The 14,085-nt window shown below is 37.6% G+C and carries 9 protein-coding genes; 5 read left to right on the forward strand and 4 right to left on the reverse strand.

The features are described 5' to 3' along the window. The first annotated feature begins 143 nt into the window (after nt 1–143). From GVN22_RS25810 to GVN22_RS25825, 4 genes are all read left to right on the forward strand, one after another. The gene (locus GVN22_RS25810; RefSeq protein WP_166553896.1) at nt 144–1,772 is read left to right on the forward strand and encodes a tetratricopeptide repeat protein; all 1,629 of its coding nucleotides are present in this window, start codon (nt 144–146) and stop codon (nt 1,770–1,772) included. A 247-nt stretch (nt 1,773–2,019) separates the two neighbouring features. Continuing rightward, on the forward strand, nt 2,020–4,764 hold the full coding sequence (locus GVN22_RS25815; protein ID WP_166553897.1) for a TonB-dependent receptor: 2,745 nt from the start codon (nt 2,020–2,022) through the stop codon (nt 4,762–4,764). A gap of 21 nt (nt 4,765–4,785) precedes the next feature. Then, complete coding sequence (locus GVN22_RS25820) at nt 4,786–6,033, forward strand: right-handed parallel beta-helix repeat-containing protein (protein WP_166553898.1); 1,248 nt, start codon at nt 4,786–4,788, stop codon at nt 6,031–6,033. Between the two features lie 130 nt (nt 6,034–6,163). Next, entirely contained in the window at nt 6,164–7,210 is a 1,047-nt protein-coding gene (locus tag GVN22_RS25825; protein WP_166553899.1) for a phytase, read from the forward strand. Nucleotides 7,211–7,631: 421 nt separating this feature from the next. Here GVN22_RS25825 and nhaA read toward each other — a convergent pair whose 3' ends face one another. The 4 genes from nhaA to GVN22_RS25845 all read right to left on the reverse strand — a co-directional run bounded on the left by nhaA (nt 7,632) and on the right by GVN22_RS25845 (nt 12,938). After that, nucleotides 7,632–8,855 (reverse strand): Na+/H+ antiporter NhaA, encoded by a 1,224-nt coding sequence (gene nhaA / locus GVN22_RS25830; RefSeq protein WP_166553900.1) that lies wholly within the window; start codon nt 8,853–8,855, stop codon nt 7,632–7,634. A gap of 573 nt (nt 8,856–9,428) precedes the next feature. Next, complete coding sequence (locus tag GVN22_RS25835) at nt 9,429–10,805, reverse strand: HAMP domain-containing sensor histidine kinase (protein ID WP_166553901.1); 1,377 nt, start codon at nt 10,803–10,805, stop codon at nt 9,429–9,431. Between the two features lies 1 nt (nt 10,806). Then, the gene (locus tag GVN22_RS25840) at nt 10,807–11,484 is read right to left on the reverse strand and encodes a response regulator transcription factor (protein ID WP_166553902.1); all 678 of its coding nucleotides are present in this window, start codon (nt 11,482–11,484) and stop codon (nt 10,807–10,809) included. 236 nt (nt 11,485–11,720) lie between these two features. After that, the gene (locus GVN22_RS25845) at nt 11,721–12,938 is read right to left on the reverse strand and encodes a cation:proton antiporter (protein ID WP_166553903.1); all 1,218 of its coding nucleotides are present in this window, start codon (nt 12,936–12,938) and stop codon (nt 11,721–11,723) included. A gap of 403 nt (nt 12,939–13,341) precedes the next feature. Here GVN22_RS25845 and GVN22_RS25850 point away from each other — a divergent pair, with 403 nt between their 5' ends. After that, entirely contained in the window at nt 13,342–13,941 is a 600-nt protein-coding gene (locus GVN22_RS25850; RefSeq protein ID WP_166553904.1) for a peptidylprolyl isomerase, read from the forward strand. Nucleotides 13,942–14,085 lie beyond the last annotated feature (144 nt).

Consider the following 14,085-nt stretch of genomic DNA (forward strand, 5'->3'; position numbering starts at 1 on the left):
CCCTAACCCCTAACCCCACTTTGTGCCTCTGTGCTGCCCCTAAACACCCCTCTTCATTAAATAATCATTAACAATATTACCTGACGGTTACGCTTTGGGAATCTTGGGTCAACTTTGTGTTGATTTTCAAATTTCTCATTGATATGTTGTCTATAAAATCGCACGCCAAATTTCTGCTAGTCCTTTGGACTTTGGGTATTGTACTTCATGGTTCTGCTCAAACCCTCGATAAAGATACTTTTTATAGTGAAATCCCTCATCCAGATACCAAACTACTGAAGCTAAAAGCACAATACAATTCGGCAGTTGAAAAACAACAAATGCTTGAGGCTGGGCTTTATTTGCAACAAATGGGACAATTATGTTTTCATTTTGGGCATTATCCTCAAGCTTTAGAGCTTCATTTACAAGCCAATAAGGTGTTGAAAAGCCAGCAAAAACCTCTTCTCTTGGCCGACAATCTTTGCGATCTTGGACTTTTGTATTATTACCTGCGCAATTCCAATGCGGCTCTGCAACAGTATCAGGAAGCTTTACAGATTTTTCAAAAACAGAAAGAACCAAGTGGTATCGCCAAAACCTATGGTCGTTTGGGACATTTGTATGAAAAACAAGGTAAATACCCTTTGGCGCTTGACTTTCAGCGCAAAGCTATTTCAGAATATCAAAAAGCTGGTAATCAGAGTGGTATTGCCAAGATTTATGAAAACTTAGGAAGTATTTTTGAAGATTTATCTCGGTATGACTCAGCCTATTTCTATTTCAACAAAGCCCTATCTGTCAACCAAGTAGCCAAAGATGAGCTATCGCAGATAGAAGTGCTCAATAATTTGGGAGATGTTTTAAGAAAAACAGGAAAAACCCAAGAGGGACTTCAATATTCCAAAAAAGCCTTATCTCTTTCACAATCACTCAAAGAAAAATATCAAGAAGCCAGTGCCTACAGAGATATATCGAGAGCCTTGCACGATTTAGGACGTAACGATAGTGCCTATTACTATCTTGAACTGAGTCGAAAAATGACAATGGATATTTATTCCGAAAAAAGTATGCAACAAATGGCTGTACTACAAGTGATGTATGATATTGCCAAAAAAAATGCAGAAATCGAACGTCTTGACCACGCCACAAAAACCAATCAAATTGTAGGTATTGCCGTAGCTGTGGTATTGGTTCTGTTAGGGAGTTTGGGCTTTGTGATTATGAGTCGCCAACGAATGAAAATTGCCAATGAACTACGCCTTAATCAACAAAATCAAAAGGTGTCAGAAACCGAGCAGGCTTTGATGCAAGTCGCTCTTCGTAATCAGCAATTAGAGGAAGAACATCTTAAAAATCAACTCGAGATAAAAACCCAAGAATTGAGTGCCCACACTTTGCACGTCATTCAAAAAAATCAGCTTTTACAAAAGTTATATCTGCGTTTGGAAGAAACCTTGAAAGATGACCGAAAAAATGTGTCTAGAAATCTCAAGCAGATTATGCAAGAAATCAACCAAAGTTTCACGCATGATCATGACTGGGAACACTTCCGTCATGTGTTCGAACAAGTACACCAAAGGTTTTTAGAAAAACTAAAATCTCACACCGAACAGCTTACTTCCAACGATATTCGTCTGATTGCTTTACTCAAAATGAATCTAAACTCCGCTGAAATTGCCTCCTTGTTAGGGGTATCACAAGACAGTCTACGGGTATTGAGATACCGTCTTCGAAAGAAGCTCAATTTAGCGCAAGGAGAGAATCTATCATCCTTTATTCAGTCTTTATAATTCAGAAACGTAACGTTAACAATTTGATAATGTAACGTTTTTAAAAATAAAAAGCATTGATTTTTAGGTAATTGCAAAGTTTTAATTCACGCTGTTGCTTTTTTGTTAACGCTCTTTGTAACGCTGTTTCCTTTTTGTAACGGCACGAATTTGCAAATCAAAATAGACTTATTGCACCTTTGTCACAGCAAAAACAACGAGGTATTTCATCTAGGCTCGACTTAGACACAGACCTTTTATGACAATTATGTGCAAATATTTTATCATAGTGTGGTGTTGCTTAATTGCACACCTTGGATTTACACAAAACTTCCAATTTCATGGCTCTGTCGCAGACCAGCAAACAGGCGAACCACTTGTGGGTGCCGTTGTAAGAGCAATGCCTCAGGGTGCGTATGATGTTGTTGGATTGGATGGGAATTTTCGAATCAAGGGACTAAAGAAGGGAAAACATACTCTCAAAGTAAGTTATGTGGGCTACCAATCTTTTGAAGAAAATATCGAGATTCCAGAACACACCACCAGAAAAATTCAACTCAAACCACATGCCAATCAGACCCTTGAAGAAGTTGTGGTATCTGCCCATAGCGATAAATCTTCTGAGCTTACCGCTCGCTCAGCCGAACGCAATGCGTTACAGTTGATGAATATCGTTTCGGGAAAAGCTATTGAAATTTCGCCTGATTTAACCGTTGCCAACTTGGTGCAACGTGTTTCGGGTATTTCGATAGAACGTAATAGCAATGGAGATGGACAATATGCTATTATGCGTGGTATGGACAAACGCTATAATTATACTTTGGTCAATGGTATCAAAATCCCAAGTCCAGACAATAAATATCGTTATGTACCTTTAGATATATTCCCTTCCGAACTGTTAGGTCGCTTAGAAGTAAGCAAATCACTTACGCCCGACAAAGAAGGCGATGCTGTTGGGGGTGTAATCAATATGGTGATGAAAGAAGCTCCAACGCAACTAGAACTAAAAGCTAATTTAGCCACTGGATATAGCGAGTTGTTTATGAATCGCTCATTTGATTCGATGAACAAAAGCTTGATTCATACCCAGTCTCCTTATGAGGCTTATGGAAAAACGTATTCAGCTACGATACAGGATTTTGCGAAAGGATTTTTAGATACGAAGTCTGCTTCGCCTATGCCGAATGTCATTGCGGGTTTGTCGGTAGGCAACCGCTATGTGCATAATCGTTTGGGAGTAATTTTGGCAGGAAGTTTCCAAAATACTTTCCGTGGTAGCAATAGCGATTTCTACAACTCGACGGTCTACGATACAGAAACTACCTCTCGTATTACCAGTTTGGCGCAACGTATCTATTCAGAACAACAACAACGTTTGGGACTACATGCCAAACTAGATTTTGCCCTTAATTCACGTACTAAGTTGCAGTGGTACAATGCGTTTATGAATTTGCAAAACTGGCAGGTTCGTCAAACAAAAACTACGGATTTTTCGTCGGGAGGATATGACCCTGTGGCTGGAAATGCAGGTTTGGGATTTTCGACTCGTTTGAGATATACTCGCCAGAGTATTTTTAATTCAACTTTACAAGCCAAACACCAGTTAGCAACAAACCTTTCAGTCAACTGGTCGGCTGTGTATTCCTTGGCAACCAATGCTGTACCAGAAAATACTAGTGTGAATTTTTTAGGAAAAAGAGAAAAATTTGTTGAAACACTTACCTACCCAACGGAAAGTGCTCGTCGCTGGGAGCATAATAACGACCAAGATATAGCGCTTTATGCCAATGTAAATTACCTTTTTAAAGGTATTGATTGGAGTGCTGGTGGTTTGTTTAGAACCAAGCAACGAGATAATTTTTATAACAACTATATCTTTAAACCTATTAATCCTTTTGCCCTTTATCAAACAGATTATAAGCAATATAGCGATTTATCTTGGTCGTTAGAAAACCCTCGTGGGACGGTGGCTTCGGCACTCAATTACAAAGCTTCCGAGCAAATAGGAGCAGCGTATGTTATGGGGAAATGGACCTCAAAAGAGTGGCAAATTATCACGGGTGTACGTGCCGAGCATACTTCGCAGGGATATGATATGCTATATCCTTTGGGTGAACTTCGTCCATCGGGTACACAAGATTATTGGGATATTTTGCCAAGTATTCATACAAAATATGCCTTGGAAAGTAATCAAAACCTTCGTTTCTCTTATTTCCGCTCTATTAATCGTCCTGGTTTTTTTGAAATTGTGCCAGGGAAAATTGTCAACGAAGAATACCAAGAACGTGGGAACCCTGACCTAAAACGTGCTGTTGCCGACAACATTGATTTCCGTTACGAATATTTCCCTAATGCCTCAGACCAATTAATGGCTGGTGTTTTTTATAAGAATATTCAGAATCCAATTGAATATACTTTGCAAGTGGACGAAACTCGTGGACAAGATGTGTTTTATACGCCAGGCAATTTTGGAACAGCACAAAACTATGGTTTGGAATTAGATATGATTAAAAACTTCCAAAACTTTGGTTTCAAAGCCAACTACACCTATACCAACTCTAGTATTACGACCAAAAAAATGATTCGTATTCGTAATGCGCAAGGAAATTTAGAGCCTCGTAGCGTTGACCAAACTCGCCCGATGTACGGGCAGTCTGCACACGTAGGAAATCTATCTGTTTTTTATAAAGATGGGAAAAAAGGCATTGATGCACAATTGGCAGCCTCGTATACTGGCGAGCGTATCAATACTGTATCTCAATTTTTGAACAATGACCTTTGGCAAGAAGCATTTATACAAATGGATGCATCCATCGAAAAGAATATAGGGAAGCATTGGACGATTTTTGCCAAAGCTAATAACCTTTTGAACACGCCAATGCGCGTTTTTATCAAAAATAGCAACCCTGTAAATTCTTCAATTCCTGAACAATCAGCTCTTAATAACAAAACTTTAATTCGTCAAGACTATTATCAACGTAGCTATTTGGTTGGTCTACGCTTCAAACTTTAACACTCATTTTTACAAAACATCATGAAAACATCAAGCATTTTAGCAAGTGTCTTGTTGCTGGCATCGCTATGCACAAGCTGTACAAAAGACAACTCAGATCCTAAGCCAGAAGAACAATCAGTAGCAGGTGAAGTGTCGGGTACTTGGAAAAAAGGTAGCATCGTTCAAGTAACTGGGGATATCATTGTTCCCGCTGGAAAAACCTTGAGTATTGAAGAAGGCGTAACTGTAGTAATGGACACAACGGCAAAACCAGAAATTATCGTTAATGGTAATTTATACGCTTCTGGAAGTGCTAGTAATCCCATTAAATTTACCGTTCCTGAAACTGCACGTACTGCAAAATACAACTATGGTAAGCTTTGGGGTGGTATCTTGGCTAGCAAAACTTGTGCTGAGTTAGTATTGGACAATGTGATTTTGGAATATGGTGGCTCGACTACAACGGAAGCTTCCACGTCTGTGAAATTAGGTCTTTATAAGGCATTAAGTGGCGAAAATGTACCAGCGCTTTGGTACTCGAACGTATCGGGTAAATTGGTGGTATTTAATAGTATTTTCCGCCATTTCAACGAAGATTGTACTTATTTAGAAGGTGGTAATATTATTTTCTCAAATAATAAGTTTTACACAACAGGTGTAACAGGTGGCGAAGCCATCAACATCAAATCGGGCTGTATTGCCGATGTAGCCTATAATTTGGTTTATAGCACTAATACCAACGCACTTAAACTATCCAATGCAGGTGACCGTACACCACAAGCTTATGTGGTAGCATACAACAATACCTTGATGAATACAGGATGGAGACGTCCAACCATTAAAGGTGGTTCTATCTGGATTGAGGCTAGTGTGCGTGCTGATTTGTACAACAACCTTTTGGCTAACTGCCGCTTCGGTATCAAACGTGACGTGAAAAAGCCAGAAGATACTCGTTCGGTAATTCAAAACAACTTGTACTATGGCTACAACCAAACTACCGTAGATCAGTTCCAACCAACAGCTGAGATTGCTTCAGGTACAAACGAAATCCGTGGTACAAAAGCGGGCGATAACGATCCAAAGTTTGCGAACTACCCATTATCAACAGATGTCATGAATGCAGATTACAATAGCTCATGGGATTTCTCGTTACTATCTGGCTCGGCAGCTCTTAACAAGGGTATTACCACATTTACTCGTAATTTCAAAACAGGTATTACTGCCAACGGCAAAACATACACTTCCCCAGAACCAGCTAATTACATTGGTGCTTTTGGAGGGAAGTAGTTGCGAGGGGATAGGGTATAGGCAAGAGGCATCAGTAAAATTAGCTATGTGAACAAAGCTTTATTATTCTAAATACTGATGCCTAGTGCCTCACCCCTCACCCCTATCATTCCCAAAACCAACTTATTTCATGAAACTTCTCTTTAAATTATTATCCTTGAGCTTGATTGTTTCGACTGTTGAAAATGCTTGTGCTCAAACGATTATCAAACCCGTTGTTATTACTGATTCAGTTAAACACGATACCGACGATCCTGCCATTTGGATAAACCCTAAAAACCCTAGCAAAAGCCTAATTATTGGTACCGATAAAAATCAAGATGGAGCGCTATTTGTTTTTGATTTACAAGGTAAAATCCAGTCAGAAAAGGTAGTACGAGGACTCAAACGTCCTAACAACGTAGATATCGAGTATGGCTTAAACCTTGGAGGTAAAAAAGTCGATATAGCCGTTACCACTGAGCGCATGAACCATCAGTTGCGTATTTATTCATTGCCCGACATGAAACCCATCGACAATGGCGGTATTCCGATGTTTGAAGGTGAAACAGGAACAGAATTCCGTGATTTGATGGGGATAGCTTTGTACAAAAATCCTAAAGGGAAAATCTATGCTATGGTAGGTCGTAAAAACGGTCCTACAACGGGCGGATATATCTGGCAATATGAATTATCAGATAATGGTAAAGGACAAGTAAAAGCTACTTTTATTCGAAAATTTGGTACTTATAGTGGTAAAAAAGAAATAGAATCCATCGCTGTAGACGATGCGCTAGGCTATGTCTATTATTCGGACGAAGGTATTGGTGTGCGAAAATACTATGCTGAGCCTTCAAAAGGTGACCAAGAGTTAGCGCTTTTTGCCACCAAAGGTTTCTCAGAAGATCATGAAGGAATTTCGATTTATCAGACCTCTGCTCGTAAAGGCTATATTCTTGTTTCTGACCAAGGAGCCAATCAATTCCATATTTTCCCAAGAGAAGGTTCTGCACAAAATCCTCACGAGCATCCAGAGCTCAAGGTAGTAAAAGTCGAAGCCAAGCAAAGTGATGGCTCAGACATTACAGCTATTCCTTTGAATAAAACCTTCAAAAAAGGATTATTTGTAGTCATGAGCGATGACAAAACGTTTCATTTTTATCGTTGGGAAGATATTGCTGGAAAGGATTTGAAATAGAAGCTTAAAACAATTGCGGATTGGGGATTGCGGATTTCGGAAATGAGGTCAAATACCTCTATTTTTTACGAAAAATAATTGATTACACTTCCGAAATCCAACATCCGATATCCGAAATATCCAGTTTTATAAACCTTCGTACAATCCTAATTTGGGATTTCGGAAGTAGAAGACTATTCCTCCCTTTTTTCTAAAATCTGAGTCAAAGTATAGTCCATACATCCGCAATCCAACATCCGATATCCCATATAAAAAAAGAAACCCCACCAATATCGTATCGGTGGGGTTATCTGTGCTAACAATCGCAATATTTAAGAGTAGTTTGTTTTATGCCTAGTTTAGAAGTAAGCCAAACTCGAAACGGTATTAAATAATCAAATAAAGTCTGAAAATAATAATCACTATTTTCAAGAAAAACCTTTTAACTTCTTACATTTCTAGCAAAAAGTCTTGGTATAGACCAATGAAATAAGTTCGCAATACTGCTGGTTTTAATAAAAATCAAAGCGCTAAAAATTCCTGAGGTAAGCGATGCTATAATGACCCCAATTTTGATAAAATCTTTTACCTCTGTACGAAGGTATGAATGCTCTGTAACAAAAATCGCCATAGTTACGCCAGTACCAGCCAAAATCCCCATTCCTAAAATATGTACCCAATTAATATTGGTTGGAAGTTGGGCAATATTCAATCTGACAGCAAGCCATGTAGCCATCAAAATCCCCAGTGGTTTACCTAGTAGCAGCCCAATCAAAACACCTGTTACATGAGATTCCTGTAGGAATTCTAAGCTTTCTACGTTGATAGTAACTGCTACATTGGCAAATACAAATAGCGGAACTATCAGATAGTTTACTGGCATGTAAAGCCATCTTTTTAGCTCTTCTATTCGATTAATAGGGATAGAAAGGGCTGTAAAGATTCCTGATAAAGCGGGAGGTAATCCTGCTTGTACCATATTCCACCAAATAAAAGCTCCTACCAAAAAGTATGGAATAATATGGGTGGTTTTGAAATATTTTAATCCAAGTAAAGCTAGAACACTTAGTAGGATAAGAACGATTTTTAGGCTTGCAACTGTTGGTAAATAAAAAGCCACTAATAATGAAATGGCTAGTAAATCATCTATAATAACAAGAGCAACAAAAAAAACTTTAATAAAATTGGGTACTTTATTTCCCAATAACTTTAATATACCTAACGAAAATGCAATATCTGTAGTCGTAGGAATAATCCAACCAGCATAATTACTTTGCTTCTGGTTAAAAAAACAAAAAACGAAAATTGGAATTACTAGCCCTCCAATAGCTGCTATTAATGGTAAATTGGCTCGCTTGTAAGTTTGCAGTTCACCATAAACAAACTCTTTCTTCAAATCCAGACCAATCTCCAACATAAACAACGTCATTAATCCTTTATTGATAATATCTAGCGCAGTAATATGTCCTAGTTCTGGCATTAATGGCGACGACCAAAATTGAATATAGGCTGTTCCACTAAGAGGAATATTCGCAAGTAAAAGGGTTAAAAATAAAGCGTTGAGTAGCAAAAATCCACTTAGTTGACCTGTCTGCTCAATCTCAACGATTGGGCTTGACACATCCTTGATAGGCTCAACTAAAACTTTGTGGATACGCTTTTTCATTTACATTTAGCAAGCAACTAAAACATGCCTTTAAAGATGACTAGCTTGGGAGTAATCGTGCCTCGACCGACCTGAATACTTGTAAAATTATATGAGAATAGAGTGATGCAAAGTGTTTTAAACACCATCTCTTCAAAATCACTAATTGTTCGGTTGTACATTCTTGTAAACCTTTCTGTAATTCTTTTTTAAATAATAGAGGCGAAAAACTTACCTTTTTTAGAATTAACTTAATATAGTTTAAGCGAGAAATTTTCGTTCTCTTTACAGTTACTTCCATAAGTCAATAAATTAAGTAAATTGATTTTAGGAGAATTTCCTAGTAAGACAAATAGGTAGAGTCATTGCATAGGCGACACAGAATCAATAGCACGTTTGTTGAGGGAAGACCATAAAAAAGCTTAACAAAGAAGTAAGGGGGCAACTGAGATATCAGACGAGAGCCAGTCAGTAAGCTAATGCCTCATATCTGCCTGCCCCACAACTTCGTTAAACTTCAACATATATTTCTCTTTCCGCTACAAAGTTGTGACTATAAAGTTAAAACTTTCTTAGACAGATATTAGAAAATGCTTAGAATGTGATATTGCTTGGTAAAACGAGTGTAAATGTGGTGCCAATATTAGGGGATGACTTGACATCAACGGTACCACCGTGCATACGAGCGATACGTTCGACTAGTGAAAGTCCAATGCCATAGCCTTTGATGTCGGCAGTTTGGCTGCTTCGATAAAATGGTTGGAAGATATAAGATAAGTCAGATTCTTGAATGCCAATGCCTTTGTCTTCAATCGCTATCTGAATTTCATCAGGAAGGCAACGTAAACGAATAATAGCTTTTTTGTCAAATGAGAATTTACAAGCATTTTCCGCCAAATTGACAATGGCTGTTTTTAATAATGCCGAATTACCCAACATACAAAGTCCGTCTGGGTCTTCGGGAAGCTCATCAAAGAGAAGTTCGATTTGATACAGAGCATTGCTTTTGGTCAAAAGTCCACGAACTTCCCACAGAAGTTCATCTACTCGAACTTTGTCAACCAGCAAATCTTGCTTAACACCATCGACTTTGGTAAGTTTCAATAAATTTTGGGTAAGAGCAATCAGTTCTTGAATATCATCCAAAACCGAATACATTGTTTTTTGGTATTCTTGAGGCGTACGTGTTTTGATAAGACTAACCTCCAATTGCGAAGACATTTTGGTCAGAGGGTTCCGAAGCTCATGCGATACATTCGATACAAACATCCTTTGAAGCTTAAAAGTATCCTCAACACGGTCAAGCAGTTGATTGATGGTATATGTTAGGGTGTCAATTTCATCTTGGTTATCTTGCTGGGTAAGCCGTAGGTGCATATTTTTGGGCACAATACTATTGAGTTTTTGCCCCATATCATCAATTGGAGCAATAGCTTTGCCTGCATAATACCAGCCTGCTGCCGAAACCCAAAGAATCACAATCAAAAATAATAAGACCATGATAAGTCTCATTTGTGCCAAAAATGCCCTCCCATAATCGTCAACAGCACTTGCTACAATAAAATAAGGTTCAGGCGTTTGAGTATAATATAAACCTACTCCATGATATTTACCGTCTTTAAAACGATACTTTTTCTCCAACTGAATCTTCGTCATTAAATCTTCTGTAAGAGGTAGCCCTTTGCGATCGTTGGTGGTAAAGACCTTTTTTTTGTTTTGGTTATAAATCGTGATGTTTTCGCTGTGAAGAACGTTTTTGTTACGGTCTGTAATGGTTCTCAAAAGGGTAGAGTCAACGTCATCTACCACAAAGTAGAGTTCTGCCGTAGTTTCGGTGCGGTTTGAAAGTCGGCGATAAAAGCTTTCGCTCAGATAATATTGCGTATAAAGGTATATCGACAACAACACTGCGAGGAGTATTGTTGAAACGATAAAAATAAATCTTATGGTAAGACTAACCCTTATTTGCATATTATTCCTTTTTCAAAACATAGCCCATTCCAAATACGGTGTGAATAAGCTTTGTATCAAAGTTTTTATCGATTTTTTTACGTAAATAATTAATATAAACTTCCACAAAATTAGTGCCTGTATCAAAACCGATGTCCCAAACATTTTCGGCTAATTGTACTTTTGACAATACTCTGCCTTGATTGCGCATCATATATTCCAATAAAGTGAATTCTCTTGCAGTAAGTTCAATTACTTGCTCGTCACGAGTCACCACTTTGGTATCAAGGTTCATTTCTAATCCCTCAAATTTAAGGGTTTGATGAGTCATTAGGGTACTTGAACCTCGTTTTGTGAGTGAGCGGACACGTGCTAGTAACTCTACAAACTGAAAAGGTTTTACTAAGTATTGGTCTGCCCCAGAGTCGAACCCATTGACTTTATCTTCCGTTTCGCCCAAAGCGGTCAGCATCAAAATAGGCGTTTGAATACCCGATTGACGAAGCTCGCGCGATAACACAAAGCCATTTAGCCCTGGCATGATAATGTCGGTGATAATCAATGAATAATTATTACGCATAGCCAATTGTCTAGCAATGAGCCCATCATAAGCAATATCTACCTCATACAGGTTTTCTTCAAGACCCTGCTGGATAGCGTGTAAGGTTTTTGGTTCGTCTTCAACTACTAAGATTCTCATAGTTTTAAAATTTGATTGACATTAAGTAAAAGAAGTAAAGTATTAGAGCTTAATTATGGGTTTTGAATGTAAGTTTTTAATTACCAATATTTTGCATTCAAAACAAGTGGAATCTAAGTCTGTATTAGTACGCTTTAGACTAGTAACCATTGCCCAAAATGTACCCATCACTTCATAAGAAATACTTTTATACTTTTAGCCTATGGCATAAAGTATAATGCCTAATGCAGGCAAAATTATACAATTTCACCGATGGCTTCATCATTGAGGCTGCTAGAACTTCCCTTTTTCTCAGCCGTCATAATACCCAACATCATCAATACGCTGGTAATCAGAATGACAAAAAACAAAATACCATTATTAAATGTATTGAGCTTAAATTGTTGAGGAATCCCATAAAACAATAATATGGTAATCAAACCTCTCGGCATCAGTAACAACTCTGGCATAGTATTTTTTTGAGACTGAATAAATCGAAGAAAAATAAATCGAATGACCAGTAAAGCCAATACCACCATTGACCCTGTTATCCAAACTTCTTCTTGACTAAAAATTCCAACATTCATCGAGTATCCAAAAAGCATAAAAAAGAAGGTTCTAATCAAAAAAGCTGTTTCCGCAGTAATTGATTTAAGATTGTTTTCTACCTCATCAAACATGTGTTGAGGCACACCTTCTACAATTATTTTGGGACGAATAATTTTTCTATTATTAATGAATAGTCCAAAAAATAAGATAATTAATAAAGAAGGCAAGTGTAATAATTTACCCGCCGCATATAGTACTAACAATACCGCAAACAAGAGAAAATACTTCAAATGCAAGGTGATTCTTGATAAAAGATAAATCAAACCAAGTGCTACTACTACCGACAATAATAAAGACCAAACAATATTGAAACCATAAAGAATACCTGACTCTATAGAAATACCTTCGTCGGCAATGAGATAATTGAAAAATAAAATCCCGAAAATGTCAGAAAAAGAGGCCTCATAAATGATGAATTCTCTTTTGTGTGGCAGTAAGTTTTCAACACTCGGAATCACAATTGCACTACTGATAATCGACATGGGAGTGGCATATACCAGACAGTTACGAAATGTTTCGCCAGTGGCTTGCTGTATAATCAATGCAATAGAAAAAGAAGATGCCAGTAATATGAGTAAGGCAGCAAAAAAAGCCTGTGCAATCATTTTGGATTTATCTCGGCTCAGTTCCAAGTCAAGACTTGCCTCCAAAATAATCATAATTAACCCCACTACGCCCAAAATCTCAACCGTTTTGTTGACAAATGTAGCTGGCAGTAAGTTTTGTCCAAAAACTTGCCCGACCAGAATACCCGTTCCTAGAAGTAATAGCACTGAGGGAATCGCAAATTTTTTGGCGATAAGATTAAAAATATACGATATAATTACACCGCTCGAAAGCAATAAAACAATTTCATACGTATTCATAAATGCAAAATGGTTAATGGTGAAGTGAAGTGGCAATTAGACGTTAGTCGTCAATCATATATCTGTTATTGGCAGGTACTTATAATCATAGTAATACCCACAGATATATGATTAATTTGACCTTTCCTGTTACTTAGAATCCATTGTGTAAAAACAAGCAAATATTTCCTTAAGTTTTGGTTTAAGAATACCTAAATGCTTCATAGCATGCAAGAAGTCCATATTTGTTTTAAAAATCGTTAAGAAAAAATTAGAAATTACTTAGAGAGGCTTAGGCAAAAGGGTTACTATAAATTTATTAAATCTTTGTGAAAGACATACATAAAGATTGGTAAATTTGGTATCTTGAAAATGAAAATATCGACTCTTGTGGCATTACTAAGCCTTGTTAAATAGCAATAGAATGAAAAGAAAACTATATCAATACGGGATTTTGTTAGGGCTTCTTATCAGTGTAAGTGCATGCCGAAAAGATATGCGTTTATTTGATAAAGAAGTACGCCCAACCTTAGAAGAGTATGGGAAACAAAATCCTGAAACAAAGCTACAAGTAACTACACGTTTAGGAAACTTTACGATACAGCTATACGAAGGCACACCGTTACACCGAGCCAACTTTGTTCGTCTGGTAAAAGGTGGTTATTATACCGATTTATTCTTTTATCGAATTGTCTATGCAACAGCTATTCAAGGAGGTGCCGAATGGATGTATCGTCTCGACTATGATCTGCCTACCGAAGTAGATACCTCCAAGTTTAGACACAAACGTGGAGCAGTAGCCATGGCACAATACGACCCTAGTATGAACCCCGAGGGCAATACTTCTGCGAGTGAGTTTTTTATTATTACTAATGCAGAGGAGGCTCGCAAATTTGATGGCATATATACCGTAGTAGGAGAGGTAACTGAAGGAATGGAAGTGGTCGATAAAATCAAGGAAGCAAGAGCTTTCAACGAAAAACCTGTGGATCCTATAAAATTTTCTATTCGTATTTTAGAATAGGTATTTTGTCCTAAATAAACATGAGTCATCCCGAATTTTTAGGATTGGGATTATTCTCCAAGTTTTTATCAAACATGAGTCATCCCGAATTTTTCGGGAGAACTTTTAAAAACGAAACCTCCTTGTTTATTTTGTGAATCACGA

The sequence above is a fragment of the Cellulophaga sp. BC115SP genome (assembly GCF_009905545.1).
Classification (GTDB): domain Bacteria; phylum Bacteroidota; class Bacteroidia; order Cytophagales; family Spirosomataceae; genus Flectobacillus; species Flectobacillus rivi.